The sequence below is a fragment of the Streptomyces sp. NPDC051662 genome, from assembly GCF_040681655.1.
Taxonomy (GTDB): Bacteria; Actinomycetota; Actinomycetes; order Streptomycetales; family Streptomycetaceae; genus Streptomyces.
The window spans coordinates 508985-528618 of sequence record NZ_JBFAZD010000003.1; the positions used below are offsets into that span (position 1 = coordinate 508985).

Annotated in this window: 1 protein-coding gene; it reads left to right on the forward strand. The window is 71.1% G+C overall.

Annotation, left to right across the window (positions count from 1 at the left end):
* The first annotated feature begins 17 nt into the window (after nucleotides 1-17).
* Complete coding sequence (locus AB0M67_RS07505; RefSeq protein ID WP_365743635.1) at nucleotides 18-19625, forward strand: type I polyketide synthase; 19608 nt, start codon at nucleotides 18-20, stop codon at nucleotides 19623-19625.
* Nucleotides 19626-19634 lie beyond the last annotated feature (9 nt).

Genomic DNA, 19634 nt, shown 5'->3' on the forward strand with positions numbered 1-19634 from the left:
GAGGGGTTAGCAAGCATATGTCGAATGACGACAAGGTCCTCGACTACCTGAAGCGCCTGACCGCGGATCTGCGGCAGACCAAGCAACGTCTCCGCGAGGTCGAGGAGAAAGCCGGCGAGCCGATCGCGATCGTCGGTATGAGCTGCCGTTTCCCCGGTGGTGTCGAGTCGCCGGAGGACCTGTGGCGGCTGCTGGCCGAAGGCGGGGACGCGGTGGGGGAGTTCCCGGCCGACCGTGGCTGGGACGTGGAGGCGCTGTACGACCCCGATCCCGAGCACTCGGGCACCACGTACAGCCGCATGGGTGCTTTCCTCGACCGTGTCGCCGAGTTCGACTCGGGTTTCTTCGGGATCTCGCCGCGCGAGGCGTTGGCGATGGACCCGCAGCAGCGCTTACTGCTGGAGACCTCCTGGGAGGTCTTCGAGCGGGCGGGCATCGACCCGAACTCTTTGCGGGGCAGCCGGTCCGGTGTGTTTGTCGGTACCAACGGCCAGGACTACGCGGCGCTGTTGAGGGCCGTACCGGAGAGCGTCGAGGGGTACGCGGGTACCGGTATCTCGGCGAGTGTCATCTCCGGCCGGCTGTCGTACACGTTCGGTCTCGAAGGTCCTGCGGTGACAGTGGACACGGCGTGTTCATCGTCCTTGGTGGCACTGCATCTCGCGGCGCAGGCACTGCGCAAGGGCGAGTGTGAGCTGGCGCTGGTCGGCGGTGTGACGGTGATGACGACGCCGGGCTCGTTCGTGGAGTTCAGCCGCCAGCGCGGGCTGTCGGTGGACGGCCGGTGCAAGGCGTTCTCGGACAGCGCGGACGGTACCGGCTGGGGCGAGGGCGTCGGCATGCTGCTCGTGGAGCGGTTATCGGATGCCCAGCGGAACGGGCACCGGGTGCTGGCGGTGGTGCGGGGTTCGGCGGTGAACCAGGACGGTGCGTCGAATGGTTTGACGGCGCCGAACGGTCCGTCGCAGCAGCGGGTGATCCGGCAGGCGTTGGCGAGTGCGGGGCTGGCGGCGTCGGATGTGGACGCGGTGGAGGCGCATGGAACCGGTACCACGTTGGGTGATCCGATCGAGGCGCAGGCGTTGCTGGCGACGTACGGTCAGGACCGGCCCGAGGGCCGGCCGTTGTGGCTGGGGTCGCTGAAGTCGAACATCGGTCACACGCAGGCCGCGGCGGGTGTGGCCGGTGTGATCAAGATGGTGATGGCGATGCGGCACGGTGTGCTGCCGCGGACGCTGCATGTCACCGAGCCGTCGTCGCATGTGGACTGGGCGGCCGGTGCCGTGGAACTGCTGACGGAGGCTCGGTCCTGGCCCGAGACGGGGCAGCCGTGGCGGGCCGGTGTGTCGTCGTTCGGTGTGAGCGGAACGAACGCGCACACCATCATCGAGCAGGCCCCCGTGGTCGAGCGGGAGGAAACTCCGGAGCCGGTGCGTGACGGCGGCCTCGGCCTGGTCCCCTGGGTGCTGTCGGCGCGCGGCGAAGATGCCCTGCGTGGCCAGGCTGAGCGTCTGATGTCGATTGTGGATGACCAGCCGCTGGTTGATGTCGGCTACTCGCTTGCGACGTCCCGGGCGGCGTTGGACCACCGTGCGGTGGTGGTCGCCGGGGACCGTTCCGAGTTCCTGGACGCTCTGGCGGCCGTCGCTGATGGTCGGGCGACCGCCGCCGTGGTCAGGGGCGTCGCCGATGAGCCCGGTCGGCTGGGTTTCCTGTTCTCGGGTCAGGGTTCGCAGCGGCTCGGCATGGGCCGTGAGCTGGCGGAGCGGTTCCCGGTGTTCGCCGAGGCTCTGGACGAGGTGCTGGGCGAATTCGATCCGGACGTCAGGGAGGTGCTGTTCGGTGAGGACGCCGAGGCGCTGAACCAGACGGGGGTGACACAGCCGGCGCTGTTCGCGGTCGAGGTCGCGCTGTTCCGGCTGCTGGAGTCGTGGGGTGTCCGGCCGGATGTGCTGGCGGGCCATTCGATCGGCGAGCTGGCGGCGGCGTATGTGTCGGGTGTGTGGTCGTTGGCCGATGCGGTGAGGGTCGTGTCGGCCCGGGGTGCGTTGATGCAGGCGCTGCCCGAGGGCGGCGCGATGGTGGCGGTGCAGGCGTCCGAGGCCGAGGTCAGGCCGGAGTTGCCTGTCGGTGTGGGGATTGCGGCGGTGAACGGTCCTTCGTCGGTGGTGGTTTCGGGTGTGGCCGCCGATGTGGAGGTGGTCGCGGAGCGGTGGCGTGAGGCGGGGCGGAAGGTGTCTCGTCTGCGGGTGAGTCATGCGTTCCACTCGCCGTTGATGGATCCGATGCTGGATGAGTTCCGTCGGGTGCTGGAGGGCGTGTCGTTCGAGGCGCCCGGGATTCCGATCGTGTCGACGCTGACGGGCCGGTTGGCGAGCGCCGAGGAGCTGACCTCGGCGGAGTACTGGGTGCGGCACGTACGGGAATCGGTGCGGTTCCACGACGCGGTCGTGGCACTTCGCGAGCAGGGCGCCGGTGTGTTCGTCGAGATCGGGCCGGGCGGGACGCTGGCCGCCCTCGGTCTCGGCAGCGCGCCCGACGCGGTGTTCCTGCCCGCGCTGCGGGCGGACAGACCCGAGGAGCTCGCGCTCGTCACCACGGTCGCCGCGCTGCACACGCAGGGTGTGACGGTCGACTGGACCGCTTACTTCGCGGGCAGCGGCGCCCGGCACATCGATCTGCCGACCTATGCGTTCCAGCGTGAGCGCTACTGGCTGGACATGCCCGTCGTTGAGGGCGTCGAGCGGATGTCGCCCGTGGAGGCGCGGTTCTGGGACGTCGTGGAGGACGGTGACCTCGCTGATTTTGCCCGTACGCTGGATGTGTCGTCGGACGATCCGCTGAGTGCCGTACTGCCCCGGCTGTCCGCGTGGCGCAGGGAGCAGCAGGGCCGGACCACTGTGGACGGTTGGCGGTACCGGATCGACTGGCGGCCGGTGGCTGCCGGGAGCCGGGAGCTGGACGGTGCTTGGCTGGTGGTCGCGCCGGTCGGTGAGGACCGTGTCGAGTGGGTTCGTGATGCGCTGGTCCGTAACGGCGCGGATGCGCGGGTTCTGGCTGTGGATCCGGAAGCCGTCGACTGGGCGGAGCGGCTGGCCGAGCTGCCTGCTCTGAGCGGTGTGGTGTCGCTGTTGGGGCTCGCGGGCGCGGGTGGTGGTTCGGCGGTGCCGGTGGGTGTCGCGGCGACGATCGGTCTGCTGCGGGCGTTGGGTCACGCGGATGTGTCGGCGCCGTTGTGGTGCCTGACGTCGGGTGCGGTGTCGGTGGGCGCGGGTGACCTGGCCGCCGGGTTCGAGCAGTCGATGCTGTGGGGTCTGGGCCGGGTGGCGGCGCTGGAGCAGCCCGTCGGCTGGGGTGGGCTGGTCGACTTCCCGGACGCGTGGGACGAGGCGACGGGTGACCTCCTCGCCTCGGTTCTCGCTGGGACGGCGGGCGAGGATCAGGTCGCGTTGCGTGGCGGCGAGGTCCTGGGCCGGAGGCTGGTGCCCGCGCCGTTGGGTGAGGTTTCCGGGGAAGGCTGGTCGCCGCGCGGCACGGTCCTGGTCACCGGCGGCACCGGCGCCCTCGGCGCGCACGTCGCCAGGTGGCTGGTGGCGAAGGGGGCCGAGCACCTGCTGCTGACCAGCAGGCGTGGACTGGAGGCCGAAGGCGCGGAGGAGCTGAGTGCGGAGCTGACCGCGCTCGGTGCCCGCGTCACGATCGCGGCCTGTGACGCCGCCGACCGGGACGCGCTGGCGGACGTGCTCGCCTCGGTGCCCGCCGAGTTCCCACTCACCGCGGTTGTGCACGCGGCGGGCATCGAGCGTTCGACCCCCCTTGCCGCCCTCGATCCGACTGACCTCACCGCGTTCGGAGATGTGCTGACGGCCAAGGTCGTCGGCGCGAGGAACCTGCACGAGCTGCTGGCCGACACGCCGTTGGACGCGTTCGTGCTGTTCTCGTCCATCGCCGGTGTGTGGGGCAGCGGTGGGCAGAGCGCGTACGGGGCTGCCAATGCCTACCTGGACGGCTTGGCGGAGCACCGTAGGGCGGCGGGTCTGCCCGCCACGGCCGTCGCCTGGGGGCCGTGGGGCGATGGCGGCATGGTCGCGGACGCCGGCCAGGACGTGGCGGCCCAGTTGCGACGCAGGGGCCTGATCACCATGGCTCCGGCTGTCGCGATCGCGGGTCTGGCCTCGGCTCTGGAGCGTGGTGACGGGAATGTCGTCGTCGCCGATGTCGACTGGGAGCGGTTCGCGGGTACGTTCATGTCGCAGCGGCCCAGCCCGCTGTTGAGTGAACTGCCCGAGGTGCGTGCCGCGTTCGCGGCCGTTCCGGTGGAGCAGGGCACATCTGCCCTCGCGCGGCGGCTCGCCGGTCTGGACGCGACTGAGCAGGAGCGGCAGCTCACCGAGCTGGTCCGGTACGAGGCGGCGGCGGTGCTCGGTCATGTATCCGGTGACGCGTTCTCCGCGACCCGCGCGTTCAGAGAGCTGGGTTTCGACTCGCTGACGGCCATGGAGTTGCGTGGTCGGCTGAGTGAGGCGACCGGTGTCGCTCTGCCGGCGACGGTGGTGTTCGACTATCCGACCGCTGCCGCGCTGGCGGCTTTCCTACGTGTTGAGTTGTCCGGTGCGGAGGCCGTTGCCGCCGCGGTTCCGGTCGCTGTATCGGGTGTGACGGATGAGCCGGTCGCGATCGTGGCGATGGCGTGCCGGTTCCCGGGTGGTGTGTCGAGTCCGGAGGATCTGTGGGACGTCCTTCTGTCGGGCGGGGACGCGGTGGCGGAGTTCCCGGCCGACCGTGGCTGGGACGTGGAGGCGCTGTACGACCCGGATCCGGCGGGAGTCGGCACGTCGTACAGCCGCAGCGGCGCCTTCCTCGACCGCGTGGCCGAGTTCGACGCGGACTTCTTCGGGATCTCGCCGCGCGAGGCGCTGGCGATGGACCCGCAGCAGCGGCTGCTGCTGGAAACCTCCTGGGAACTGCTGGAACGGGCCGGGGTCGACCCGGCGTCGCTGCGCGGTGAGCGCGTCGGTGTGTTCGTGGGGTCGAACATGCAGGACTACGGGATGGTGCTGGACGGGGCCGCCGAGGACGTGGGCGGTTACGCGGCGACCGGCACCGCGTCCAGCGTGGCATCCGGTCGGCTGTCCTACACGTTCGGCTTCGAAGGTCCCGCGGTGACGGTGGACACGGCGTGTTCGTCGTCACTGGTCGCTCTGCACCTGGCAGTGCAGGCGCTGCGGTCGGGTGAGTGCTCGCTGGCGCTGGCGGGTGGCGTGACGGTGATGTCCACGCCGGGTGCGTTCATCGAGTTCAGCCGCCAGCGCGGGCTGTCGGTGGACGGCCGGTGCAAGGCGTTCTCCGCCGATGCGGACGGCACCGGGTGGGGTGAGGGTGTCGGCATGCTGTTCGTCGAGCGGCTGTCGGACGCTCAGCGCAACGGGCATGAAGTGCTGGCGGTGGTGCGGGGTTCGGCGGTGAACCAGGATGGCGCGTCGAATGGCTTGACGGCGCCGAATGGTCCCTCTCAGCAGCGGGTGATCCGGCAGGCGTTGGCGAGTGCGGGCTTGTCGCCGTCGGATGTGGACGCGGTGGAGGCGCATGGGACCGGTACCACGTTGGGTGACCCGATTGAGGCGCAGGCGTTGCTGGCGACGTACGGTCAGGACCGGCCCGAGGGCCGGCCGCTGTGGCTGGGGTCGCTGAAGTCGAACATCGGTCACACCCAGGCCGCCGCGGGTGTGGCCGGTGTGATCAAGATGGTGATGGCGATGCGGCACGGCGTGCTGCCGCGCACCCTGCACGTGGACGAGCCCTCGCCGCACGTGGACTGGTCAGCGGGCACCGTCGAGCTGCTGACGGAGGCACGTCCGTGGCCGGAGACCGGTGAGTCGTGGCGGGCCGGTGTGTCGTCGTTCGGGTTCAGCGGGACGAACGCGCACACCATCATCGAGCAGGCCCCCGTGGTCGAGCGGGAGGAGACTCCGGAGCCGGTGCCTGACGGCCTCGGCCCGGTGCCGTGGGTGCTGTCGGCCGGTGGCGAGGGCGCCCTGCGTGGCCAGGCTGAGCGTCTGATGTCGATTGTGGAGGAGCACGCGCTTGTCGATGTCGGCTATTCGCTCGCGACATCGCGGTCGGCGTTGGACCACCGTGCGGTGGTGGTGGCCGGGGACCGTTCCGAGTTCCTGGACGCTTTGACGGCTGTGGCTGATGGTCAGTTGACCGGTGCGGTGGTCAGCGGAGTCGCCGATGAGCCCGGTCGGCTGGGTTTCCTGTTCTCGGGTCAGGGTTCGCAACGGCTCGGCATGGGCCGTGAGCTGTCCGCGCGGTTCCCGGTGTTCGCCGAGGCCATGGACGAGGTGCTGGGGCATCTGGCTCCGGAGGTCCGGGAGGTGCTCTTCGGTGCGGATGCCGATGCTCTGAACGAGACGGGGGTGACGCAGCCGGCGTTGTTCGCGGTCGAGGTGGCGTTGTTCCGGCTGTTGGAGTCGTGGGGTCTCCGGCCCGACCTGTTGGCGGGGCATTCGATCGGTGAGCTGGCGGCGGCCCATGTGTCCGGCGTGTGGTCGCTTGCTGATGCGGTCAAGGTGGTGTCGGCCCGTGCCGGGTTGATGCAGGCGCTGCCCGAGGGCGGTGCGATGGTGGCGATCCAGGCGACCGAGGCCGAGGTCGCGGCGGAGCTGCCGGAGACCGTGGGCATCGCGGCGGTGAACGGTCCGTCGTCGGTGGTGGTTTCGGGCGTTGCCGCCGATGTGGAGGTGGTCGCGGAGCGGTGGCGTGAGGTGGGCCGGAAGGTGACGCGGCTCCGTGTGAGTCATGCGTTCCATTCGCCGTTGATGGATCCGATGCTGGATGAGTTCCGTCGGGTGCTGGAAGGCGTGTCGTTCGAGGCGCCGGTGATTCCGATCGTGTCGACGCTGACCGGTGTGCGGGCGACGGCCGGGGAGTTGGCCTCGCCGGAGTACTGGGTGCGGCACGTTCGGGAGTCGGTGCGGTTCGGCGACGCCGTGGGCACGCTGGTCGCCGAGGGTGTGACGACGTTCGTCGAGGTCGGTCCCGGCGGGACGCTGTCGGCGCTGGGCCAGGAGTCCGTGCCGGAGGCGACCTTCGTACCGATACTGCGGGCGGATCGGCCGGAGGCCGTGGCCGCCACGACGGCTGCGGCACAACTGCACGTACGCGGTGTCCGGGTGGAGTGGAAGGCGTTCTTCACCGGTCGTGGCGCGCGACGGGTGGATCTGCCCACCTACGCGTTCCAGCGGGAGCGCTACTGGCCCGACACGCTGCCGCTGATCGGCGATGTCGCGGCGGTCGGGCTCGGTTCGGCGGAGCATCCGTTGTTGGGTGCGACAGTCGCCGTGGGGGGCACGGATGGTGTGCTGCTGACCGGTCGCCTGTCGGTTCAGTCCCATCCGTGGCTGGCTGATTACCTCGTCCAGGGTTCGGTTCTGCTGCCCGGTACGGCGTTTGTCGAGTTGGCGGTACGCGCGGGTGACCAGGTCGGATGTGACCTGGTGGAGGAACTGACGCTGGAGGCGCCCCTCGTTCTGACCGAGAACGGCTCGGCACGGGTGCAGATGTGGGTCGGTGCGGCGGACGAGTCGGGCCGGCGTGAGCTGACCTTCTACTCCAGCGCGGATGAGACCGACGATGGCCGTTCGTGGACCCGGCACGCCACCGGTGTGCTGCGCACGGGAGGCCGCTCCGGTGGGGCTTCCCTGGTCGAGTGGCCGCCCGCCGGCGCGGAGGCCGTGGACCTGGACGGGGCCTACGACCGGCTGGCGGAGCTGGGCTTCGGCTACGGACCGGTGTTCCAGGGGCTGCGGGCCGCGTGGCGGCACGATGGCGAGGTATTCGCCGAGGTTGCGCTGCCGGAGGGCGTGAGTGTGGACGGGTTCGGTCTGCACCCGGCGTTGCTGGATACGGCGCTGCATGTCATTGGCCTGGTGGGCGAAGCGGATGCTCCTGGCAGGCTGCCGTCCGTGTGGTCGGGTGTGCGGCTGCACGCTGCGGGCGCGACGGTGCTGCGGGTGCGGCTGGCGCTCGCGGGACCGGACGAGATGTCCTTGGCGGTCGCGGATGGCGCGGGTGCTCCGGTGGCCTCGATCGACTCGCTGCTGCTGCGCCCGGTGTCGGCGGACCAGATCGCCGGTGACAATCGGGGCGACGCGCTGTTCGGCGTCGACTGGGTGTCGGTTCCCCTGCCCGACGGTGACGTTCCGACGACCGAGTGGACCGATCTGGAGGCCCTGGCGCACTCCGCTGAGCTGCCCGACTTCGTCGTCCTGCCGTGCCCGGTCATCTCCGCGTCCGACCCGGCCGCCGGCGCGCACGAGGCCGCGCACTGGGCGCTCAACGCGGTCCGGACCTGGCTTGCCGATGAACGGTACGACGCGGCGCGCCTGGCCATCGTGACCAGCGGTGCGATCGCCACGGCGCCTGATGAGGAGGTGCGGAGTCTCGCGCACGCCGCGGTGTGGGGTCTGGTGCGGTCGGCCCAGTCGGAGAATCCGGACCGGATCGTGTTGGTGGACCTCGACGACGAGGCGGCCTCGCTCGGTGTGCTGCCCGCGGTTCTGGCCACTGGGGAGCCTCAGCTGGCTGTGCGCCTGGGTGCTGCGAGTGCGCCTCGGCTGGCCAGGGTTCGACGGTCCGTGGTGGACGACCCCGGCTTTGGTGCGGGTGCGGGTGCGGGTGCGGTGTTGGTCACGGGTGCGACGGGTACGTTGGGCGGTCTGATCGCCCGGCATCTGGTGGCGGAGCGGGGTGTGCGGAGTCTGCTGTTGGTCAGCAGGCGTGGCGCGGCGGCCGAGGGGGCCGAGGAACTGCGCGACGAACTCATCGCGCAGGGCGCCGAGGTGGTGTTCGCAGCCTGCGACGTGGCTGACCGGGAGGCCGTTGCGGCGCTGCTGGCCGAGCACCCCGTGACCGCTGTCGTACACACCGCCGGTGTGCTGGACGACGGGACGATCGGTTCGCTGACCCCCGAGCGGATCGACTCCGTGTTCCGGCCGAAGGTCGACGCGGCGTGGCATCTGCACGAGCTGACGCGCGATCTGGACCTGTCGGCGTTTGTGTTGTTCTCGTCGGTGGCGGGCACTCTCGGTGGTCCCGGCCAGGGCAACTACGCGGCGGCGAACACGTTCTTGGACGCCCTCGCGCAGCACCGCCGGGCCGCTGGGTTGCCCGCGACGTCGCTGGCGTGGGGTCTGTGGGCCGAGGCCAGCGGTATGACCGGCAGTCTGGACGAGGCCGATGTGAAGCGGATGAGCCGGGGCGGTCTGATCCCACTCCGCTCGGCCGAGGGCCTGGCTCTGTTCGACGCGGCGGGTTCGACGGGGCGTGCCGTGTTGGCGCCGGTGCCGCTGGACCTGCCCGCGTTGCGTCAGCAGGCGCGTTCCCAGCCGGTGCCGTACATGCTCCGTGGTCTGGTGCGCTCCACCGCGCGCGGGACCGCCGAGTCCGGGTCCGCCGTCGGGTCCGCGCTGGCGCGGTCGCTGGCGAGCCTGACCGAGGCCGAGCGGGATAAGGCGCTGCTGGACCTCGTGCTCGGCCATGTGGCCGCGGTCCTCGGCCACAGCTCGGCGCACGCCATCGCGCCCGACCGGGCATTCAGGGAGCTGGGCTTCGACTCGCTCAGCTCCGTCGAGCTGCGCAACCGGCTGGGCGCGGCCACCGAGCTGGCCCTGCCTGCCACGCTCGTCTTCGACTACCCGACTCCCGCTGTTCTGGCGGCGCATCTCGGAGCCGAGCTGCTGGGCGGGGTGCTCTCTGCCGCGGTTGACGATCCCGCCGTGGCCGTGGCCGTGACCGACGAGCCGATCGTGATCGTCGGGATGAGCTGCCGTTTCCCCGGTGGTGTTGAGTCGCCGGAGGACTTGTGGCGTCTTGTCGCGTCCGGTGTGGACGCGGTGTCCGGATTCCCCGCCGACCGTGGATGGGACCTGGACTCGCTGTATGACCCGGACCCCGAGCACTCGGGCACCAGCTACGCGCGAGAAGGTGGCTTCCTGGCCGACGCGGCGGAGTTCGACCCGGGATTCTTCGGGATCTCGCCGCGTGAGGCGCTGGCGATGGATCCGCAGCAGCGGCTGCTGCTGGAGACCTCCTGGGAGGCGTTCGAGCGGGCCGGTATTGATCCGTCTTCGCTGCGGGGCAGTCGGTCCGGTGTGTTTGTCGGCACCAATGGCCAGGACTACGCGGCGTTGTTGATGGCTACGCAGGAGAGTGTCGAGGGGTACGCCGGTACCGGTATCTCGGCGAGTGTCATCTCCGGCCGGCTGTCCTACACGTTCGGCCTCGAAGGTCCCGCGGTGACGGTGGACACGGCGTGCTCGTCGTCGCTGGTCGCCCTGCACCTGGCGGCGCAGGCGCTGCACAAGGGCGAGTGTGAGCTGGCGCTGGTCGGCGGTGTGACGGTGATGTCGACACCGGGCTCGTTCGTGGAGTTCAGCAGGCAGCGCGGCCTGGCTCCGGACGGTCGGTGCAAGGCGTTCTCCGACGGTGCTGATGGCACCGGGTGGGGCGAGGGCGTCGGCATGCTGCTCGTCGAGCGGTTGTCGGACGCGCGCCGCAACGGTCACCAGGTGCTGGCGGTGGTGCGGGGTTCGGCGGTGAACCAGGATGGCGCGTCGAATGGTTTGACGGCTCCGAACGGTCCTTCGCAGCAGCGGGTGATCCGGCAGGCGCTGGCGAGCGCGGGTTTGTCCCCGTCGGATGTGGACGCGGTCGAGGCGCATGGCACGGGTACGACGCTGGGTGACCCGATCGAGGCGCAGGCACTGCTGGCCACCTACGGGCAGGACCGGGCCGACGAGCCGCTGTGGCTGGGGTCGATCAAGTCCAACATCGGTCACACGCAGGCCGCCGCGGGTGTCGCCGGTGTGATCAAGATGGTGATGGCGATGCGGCACGGCGTACTGCCGCGCACTCTGCACGTCGACGAGCCGTCGTCGCACGTGGACTGGTCGGCGGGCGCCGTCGAACTGCTGACGGAGGCTCGGCCCTGGCCCGAGACGGGGCAGCCGTGGCGGGCCGGTGTGTCGTCGTTCGGTGTGAGCGGCACGAACGCCCACGCCATCATCGAGCAGGCTCCCGTGGTCGAGCGGGAGGAAGCTCCGGAGACGGTGGGTGACGGCCTCGGCCCGGTGCCCTGGGTGCTGTCGGCGCGCGACGAGGGCGCCCTGCGTGGCCAGGCTGACCGTCTGATGTCCATGGTGCTGGAGGCCGAGCACGCGGTTGTCGAGGTCGGCTACTCACTCGCGACATCGCGGTCGGCGTTGGACCACCGTGCGGTGGTGGTGGCCGGGGACCGTTCCGAGTTCCTGTCGGCTCTCGCCGCCCTCGTCGAGGGGCGGGACGGGCCGGGCGTCGTGGTGGGTGAGGCGGCATCGCACCGGGTGGGTTTCCTGTTCTCGGGTCAGGGTTCGCAGCGGCTCGGGATGGGGCGTGAACTGGCCGCGCGGTTCCCGGTGTTCGCCGAGGCCCTGGACGCTGTGCTGGGCGAGTTCGACCCGGCAGTACGCGAGGTCCTGTTCGGTGAGGATGCCGAGGCGCTGAACCAGACGGGGGTGACGCAGCCGGCTCTGTTCGCGGTCGAGGTGGCGTTGTTCCGGCTGTTGGAGTCGTGGGATGTCCGGCCCGACATGCTGGCGGGGCATTCGATCGGTGAGCTGGCGGCGGCCCATGTGTCCGGTGTGTGGTCGTTGGCTGATGCGGCCACGGTGGTGTCGGCCCGTGCCGGGTTGATGCAGGCGCTGCCGGTGGGTGGTGCGATGGTGGCGGTCCAGGCGTCCGAGGCCGTGGTCGCGCCGGAGCTTCCCGACACTGTGGGCATCGCGGCGGTGAACGGCCCGAACTCGGTGGTCGTTTCCGGTGTTGCCGCCGATGTGGACGTGTTGGCGGAGCTGTGGCGTGAGGCGGGTCGGAAGGTGACCAGGCTCCGCGTCAGCCACGCGTTCCACTCGCCGCTGATGGACCCGATGCTCGACGAGTTCCGCGCGGTGGTCGAAGGTGTCCGGTTCGGTAAGCCCGAGATCCCGATCGTGTCGACGCTGACCGGTGTGCGGGCGACGGCCGAGGAGTTGGGTTCGCCGGAGTACTGGGTGCGGCATGTACGGGAGTCGGTGCGGTTCGCCGACGCCGTCGAGACGCTCGTCACCGAGGAAGTGACGACGTTCGTCGAGATCGGACCGGGCGGGACGCTGTCCGCGCTGGGCCAGGAGTCCGCGCCCGACGCGGTCTTCGTACCGGCGCTGCGCGGCGATCGCCCGGAGGCCCTGGCTGTCACGACGGCCGCTGGACAGCTGCATGTGCGTGGTGTCCGGGTGGACTGGGAGCCCTTCTTCGCGGGCAGCGGCGCACAACGGGTGGATCTGCCCACCTACGCGTTCCAGCGCGAGCGCTACTGGGTTGATGTGGTACCGCTGGTCGGTGATGTCGCGGCGGCCGGGCTCGGTGCGGCCGAGCATCCGCTGCTGGGCGCGACCACGGCTCTTGGTGGCACGGACGGTGTGCTGCTCACCGGCCGTCTGTCGGCCCAGACCCACCCCTGGCTGGCCGACTATGTGGTCCAGGGTTCGATTCTGTTGCCCGGCACGGCGTTCCTTGAGCTGGCGATCCGCGCGGGTGACCAGGTCGGCTGTGATCTGGTCGAGGAGCTGACACTGGAGGCGCCGCTCGTCCTGCCCGAGAAGGGCACGGTGCGGGTGCAGGTGTGGGTCGGTGCCGAGGACGAGTCGGGCAGGCGTGAGCTGACGCTCCACTCCAGCGCGGGCGACGACGGCGAGTCGTGGACCCGGCACGCCGGCGGAGTGCTCCGCGCGGGTGGCAGGTCCGATGGGGCTTCCCTCACCGAGTGGCCGCCCGCCGGCGCCGAGACCGTGGACCTGGACGGCTTCTACGACCGGATGGCCGACGGCGGGTTCGCCTATGGGCCGGTGTTCCAGGGGCTGCGGGCCGCGTGGCGTAGCGGGGACGAGGTGTTCGCCGAGGTCGCGCTGCCCGAGGGAGTGGGCGCTGACGGATTCGGTCTCCACCCGGCGCTGCTGGACGCGGCGCTGCACGCCATCGGCGTGATGGACGACGCGGATGCTCCTGACACGCTGCCGTCCACGTGGTCGGGCGTACGGCTGCACGCCTCCGGAGCGGAGACGCTGCGGGTGCGGCTGTCGCGCGCGGAGTCGGACGGGGTGTCGTTGGCGGTCGCGGATGGAACCGGTGCTCCAGTCGCCGAGATCGATTCGCTGCTGCTGCGCCCGCTGCCGGAGACGCTGGCTCGGCAGGACTCGGAGTCGCTGTTCGGCGTCGACTGGGTGTCGGTTCCCCTGTCCGACAGCGAGGTCCCGACAGTTGAGTGGACCGAGCTGGATGCCTTGGCCGAACCGCTGTCCGGCTTCGTGGTCGCGTCGTGCCCGGTCGTCTCCGCGTCGGACCCGGTCGCCGGCGCGCACGAGGCCGCGCACTGGGCGCTCAACGCGGTCCGGACCTGGCTGACGGATGAGCGGTTCGACGCGGCGCGCCTGGTCATTGTGACCGGGGGTGCGCTCGCCACCTCGCCCGATGAGGACGTACGGGACGTCGGGCAGGCCGCGGTGTGGGGTCTGGTGCGGTCGGCCCAGTCGGAGAATCCGGACCGGATCGTGCTGGTGGACCTCGACGACGAGGCGGCCTCGCTCGACGCGCTGCCCGCTGCTCTGGCCACCGGGGAGCCGCAGCTCGCGGTGCGCTCCGGCGACATCCGAGTACCCCGCCTTGTCAGGGTTCTGCAGTCCGTGGTGGATGACCCCGGCTTTGGTGCGGGTGCGGGTGCGGTGTTGGTCACGGGTGCGACGGGTACGTTGGGCGGTCTGATCGCCCGGCATCTGGTGGCGGAGCGGGGTGTGCGGAGTCTGCTGTTGGTCAGCAGGCGTGGCGCGGCGGCCGAAGGGGCCGAGGAACTGCGCGACGAACTGGTCGCGCAGGGCGCCGAGGTGGTGTTCGCGGCGTGTGACGTGGCTGACCGGGAGGCCGTTGCGGCGTTGCTGGCCGAGCACCCCGTGACCGCTGTCGTACACACCGCCGGAGTGCTGGACGACGGCACGATCGGTTCGCTGACGCCGGAGCGGATCGACACCGTATTCCGCCCGAAGGTCGACGCGGCGTGGCATCTGCACGAGCTGACGCGCGATCTGGACCTGTCGGCGTTTGTGTTGTTCTCCTCGGTGGCGGGCACTCTCGGTGGTCCCGGCCAGGGCAACTATGCGGCGGCGAACACGTTCCTCGACGCGCTCGCGCAGCACCGCCGTACCCAGGGCCTGCCCGCGACGTCGCTGGCCTGGGGTCTGTGGGCGGACACGGGTGGCATGGCCGGCAGCCTTGACGAGGCCGATGTGAAGCGGATGAGCCGGGGCGGTCTGATCCCGCTCCGCTCGGCCGAGGGCCTGGCTCTGTTCGACGCGGCGGGCTCGACGGGGCGTGCCGTATTGGCGCCGGTGCCCCTGGACCTGCCCACGTTGCGCAAGCAGGCGCGTTCCCAGCCGGTGCCGTACATGCTCCGTGGTCTGGTGCGCTCCACCGCGCGCAGGACCGTCGAGTCCGCCGCTGTGGCCGGATCGGCGTTCGCGCGGTCGCTGGCGAGCCTGACCGAGGCCGAGCGGGATAAGGCGCTGCTGGACCTGGTACTGGAACACGTGGCTGTGGTGCTGGGGCACGGTTCGACGCGGGCTGTCGCGCCCGATCGCGCGTTCAAGGAGGTCGGATTCGACTCGCTGACCGCCGTCGAGCTGCGTAACCGGCTGGGCGCGGCGACCGAACTGCGTCTGCCCGCCACGCTGATCTACGACTACCCGACGCCCACGGCGCTCGCGGCGCACCTCGGCGCCGAACTCGTGGGCGCACCCGTCGTCGCGACGCCCACCCGTACGGCCGCGGCCGTCCTCGACGAGCCGATCGCGATCGTCGCGATGAGCTGCCGCTTCCCCGGCGGGGTGAACTCGCCCGAGGACCTGTGGCGGCTCGTGCTGGACGGTGTCGACGCCATCGGCGAGTTCCCCGGCAACCGCGGCTGGGACCTGGCGAACCTCTACGACCCCGACCCGGACCACGCGGGCACCTCGTACGCGCGTGAAGGCGGCTTCCTGTACAACGCCGACCTGTTCGATCCGGCGTTCTTCGGGATCTCGCCGCGTGAGGCCCTGGCGATGGACCCGCAGCAGCGGCTGCTGCTGGAGACCTCATGGGAGGCGTTCGAACGGGCCGGCATCGACCCGAACTCGGTGCGGGGGCGCGACATCGGCGTCTTCACCGGCTCGAACGTGCAGGACTACACCACGCTGCTGACGGCGAGTGAGGAGACCGTCGAAGGGCTGGTCGGTACGGGCAACGCGGCGAGTGTCGTGTCCGGTCGGGTCGCCTACGCGTTCGGTCTCGAAGGCCCCGCGGTGACGGTCGACACCGCGTGCTCGTCCTCGCTGGTGGCGCTGCACATGGCGGTGCAGGCGCTGCGCACGGGGGACTGCTCGATGGCGCTGGCGGGTGGCGTGACGGTGATGTCGACGCCGGGTTCGTTCATCGAGTTCAGCCGCCAGCGCGGTCTGTCCACGGACGGTCGGTGCAGGCCGTTCTCGTCGGACGCGGACGGCACCGGCTGGGGCGAGGGCGTCGGAATGGTCGTGCTGGAGCGGTTGTCCGACGCGCAGCGCGACGGGCACCAGGTGCTCGCCGTCGTGCGGGGGTCCGCGATCAACCAGGACGGCGCGTCCAACGGTCTCACCGCGCCGAACGGTCCTTCTCAGCAGCGGGTGATCCGGCAGGCGCTCGCCAGCGCGGGTCTCGCGTCGTCCGAGGTGGACGCGGTCGAGGCGCACGGCACGGGTACGACGCTGGGTGACCCGATCGAGGCGCAGGCGCTGCTCGCCACGTACGGCCAGGACCGTAGCGGTGAGCCACTGTGGCTCGGGTCGCTGAAGTCCAACATCGGCCACACCCAGGGCGCGGCCGGTGTCGCGGGCATCATCAAGATGGTCATGGCGATGCGGCACGGCGTGCTGCCGAAGACGCTGCACGTCGCCGAGCCCACCCCGAAGGTCGACTGGTCGACCGGTGATGTCGCGCTTCTCACCGAGGCCCGTTCCTGGCCGGACACCGACCGCCCGCGCCGGTTCGGTGTGTCGTCGTTCGGGTTCAGCGGCACGAACGCGCACGCCATCATCGAGCAGGCGCCGGTCACCGAGGTCGCCGTGCGAACGGCTGTGCCGAATACGTCCCCGGTGCCGCTGCTGGTCTCGGCCAAGGACAATGACGCGCTACGGGCGCAGGCCGACCGGCTGCGCGCCCATCTCGTGGCGCACCCCGAGCTGAACCCGATCGATGTCGCCACCACGCTCGCCGTGGCGCGATCGGCCTTCGACAACCGGGCTGTTGTGGTGGGCCATGACCGCGACGGCCTGCTCGCCGGCCTCGCCGCGCTCATCGAGGGACCGACGGCGCTGGCCCGCCGCGTCGAGTCGACCCGGGTGGCGATGGGTGTGACCAGGCCCGCGGGCAAGGTGGCGTTCGTGTTCCCCGGCCAGGGTGCGCAATGGCTGCACATGGGTGCGGCGTTGGCGCGGTCGTCGCCGGTATTCCGTGCCTCGCTCGACGCGTGCGCCGATGCGCTCGCCCCGTATGTGGACTGGTCGCTGTACGACGTGCTGGCCGATGCGGCCGAACTGGAGCGCGTCGATGTGGTGCAGCCCGCGTTGTGGGCGGTGATGGTGTCGTTGGCCGCGTTGTGGCGCTCCTACGGTGTGGAGCCCGATGCGGTGGTGGGGCACAGCCAGGGCGAGATCGCCGCGGCGTGTGTCGCGGGCGCGCTGTCGCTGGCCGACGCCGCCAAGGTGGTCGCGCTGCGCAGCAAGGCGATTTTGGAGCTGTCGGGCCAGGGCGGCATGGTGTCGCTGGCGGCGACGGTCGACGACGTACGCGAGCGGATCGCGCGGTGGGACGGACGGATCTCGGTCGCGGCGGTCAACGGCCCCGGCTCGGTCGTGGTGGCGGGCGACGCCGACGCGCTGGACGAGCTGATCGAGCTCTGCGCCGCCGACGATGTGCGGGCCCGGCGGGTTCCGGTGGACTACGCGTCGCACTCACCGCATGTCGAGCGCATCCGGGAGGCGCTGGCGACCGCGCTGGCCGGAGTGGAGCCGACTCGGGCGAGCGTACCGATGCTGTCCACGGTCACCGGGGAGTGGCTGACCGGCACGGAGGTGGGCGCGGACTACTGGTATCAGAACCTGCGGAACACCGTGCGCTTCGAGGAGGCGACGCGCGGCCTGCTCGACTGGGGCGTCGGTGTGTTCGTGGAGTGCAGTGCGCACCCGGTACTGACCTTCGGGGTGCGCGAGACGCTGGACGTGACCGGCGCGGAGGCCGTGGTCGTGGGCACGCTGCGCCGCGACGACGGTGATCTGGACCGGTTCCTGCTCTCCGCGGCCGAGGCATATGTGCGGGGCCTGCCGTTCGACTGGCGCGACGTGGTCCCCGACGGGCGGCACGTGGACCTGCCCACCTACGCCTTCCAGCACAAGCGGCTCTGGCCGAGCATGGCCGCGGCCCCCGCGGGCGATGTCACCGGAGCCGTCGACGCCCGGTTCTGGGCGGCCGTGGCGGAGGGCGATCTCGGTGAACTGGCCGAGGAGCTGGACGTGTCCCCCGACGACCCGATCGGCGCGGTGCTGCCCCGTCTGGCGTCGTGGCGCCAGGCGCAGTCCGAGCACTCCGAGATCGACGGCTGGCGCTACCGTGTCACCTGGCTGCCGGTGCCCGAGCCCACCGCCGCGCTCACGGGCACCTGGCTGGTGGTCAGCCGGGACGGCGCCGGTGAGGAATCCGTCGCCGGCGCGCTGACCCGGCACGGCGCGCGGGTGCTGTCGGTCCGGGCCGGAGAGGCGCTTGACCGGGACTCGCTGACGGCCCGGCTGACGGTCGACGAGCCCGTCGCGGGCGTGCTGTCGCTGTTCGCGCTGGACCCCGAACTGCCGTCGGGCGGCGTGTACGCGACCCTCGCCCTCGTCCAGGCCCTCGGCGACACCGGTCTCGCCGCCCCGCTGTGGTACGCGACACGCAACGGTGTCTCGGTCGGTCGCTCCGACACACCCGTCTGCCCCGAGCAGGCGATGGTGTGGGGACTCGCCCGGTGCGCCGGGCGGGAACAGCCCGAGCGCTGGGGCGGTCTCGTCGACCTGCCCGACACACTGGACGACCGTGCCGCCGCCCGCCTCGCGGGTGTCCTGTCCGGCACTCGGGAGGAGGATCAGGTCGCGCTCCGAGCAGGCGGCGTGTTCGCCCGCAGGCTGGTGCGGGCCCCCTCGGGGCAGATCGGCGACTGGGACCCCACCGGCACGGTGCTGGTCACCGGTGGCACCGGCGGGATCGGTGCGCATGTGGCCAGGTGGCTGGCCACGAAGGGCGCGGAGCATCTGCTCCTGATCAGCAGGCGCGGGCCGGACGCCGACGGCGCGGAGGAGTTGCGTGCGGAGCTGACCGAGCTGGGCGCGCGGGTGACGATCGCCGCCTGTGACGCCGCCGACCGGGACGCGCTGGCGGAGCTGCTGGCCTCGATCCCGGAGGAGTTCCCGCTCACCGCGGTCATGCACACGGCGGGTGTCCTGGACGACGGCGTGCTGACCGCGCTCACCCCGGAACGGTTCGCCACCGTGCTGCGTCCGAAGGTCGACGCCGCCGTCAACCTGGACGAACTGACCAGGGACCGCGAGCTGTCGGCGTTCGTGATGTTCTCCTCGATCTCGGGCACGTTCGGCGCGGTGGCCCAGGGCAGCTACGCGGCTTCCAACGCCTTCCTCGACGCGTTCGCCGAACGGCGCGCGGCGGCGGGCCTGGCCGCCGGCTCGGTGGCATGGGGGCCGTGGGGCGGCGGCGGCATGGTCGGCGAGAAGCTCGGCGAGATTCTGCGCGGTCGCGGTACGGCCCCGTTCGAGCCGGAGTTGGCGATCGCCGCACTGGACCGGGCCGTTCGCCAGAGCGATCCGGCGGTGCTGGTCGTGGCGGACATCGACTGGGACCTGTACGCGCCTTCGCTGCCGGCCTCGCTGCTGCGGGAACTGCCCGACGCGCGACGGGCGGCCCCGGCTCCCGTCGAGGCGGCGCCGCTCGACCTGGCGGCCAGGCTCGCCACGATGTCCGGGCCGGACCGCGAGCGCGTCATGCTGGAGCTGGTGCGCGAGCAGGTGGCCGCCGTCCTCAGCTACGAGAGCACCTCGCAGGTGGAACCCGGCCGGGCGTTCAAGGACCTCGGCTTCGACTCGCTCACCGCGGTCGAGTTCCGCAACGTGTTCAACTCCGCCACCGGGTTGAGCCTGCCCTCGACGCTCGTCTTCGACCACCCCAACCCGTCCGCGCTCGCCGCACACGTGCTTGACCAGATGCCGGGAATGGGGGCGCCGACCATCGACGCCGAACTGGACCGACTGGAGGCCACACTGTCCCTCCTGACGCCGGACGACCAGCAGAGCGCCGCCGTCGGCGACCGCCTCCGCACGCTGCTGACCAGGTGGGACGAAGCGCACACCCGCACGGAACCCGTCAACTCCGGACCGGACGCGCGTACCGCCTCGGCGGACGAACTGCTCGCGCTGCTCGACGAAGAACTCGGTAGGTCTTGAGCCAATGAA

Bases quoted from the DNA above. Each gene is read 5' to 3' on its own strand.
- AB0M67_RS07505 (WP_365743635.1), top strand. From the start codon at position 18: ATGTCGAATGACGACAAGGTCCTCGACTACCTGAAGCGCCTGACCGCG.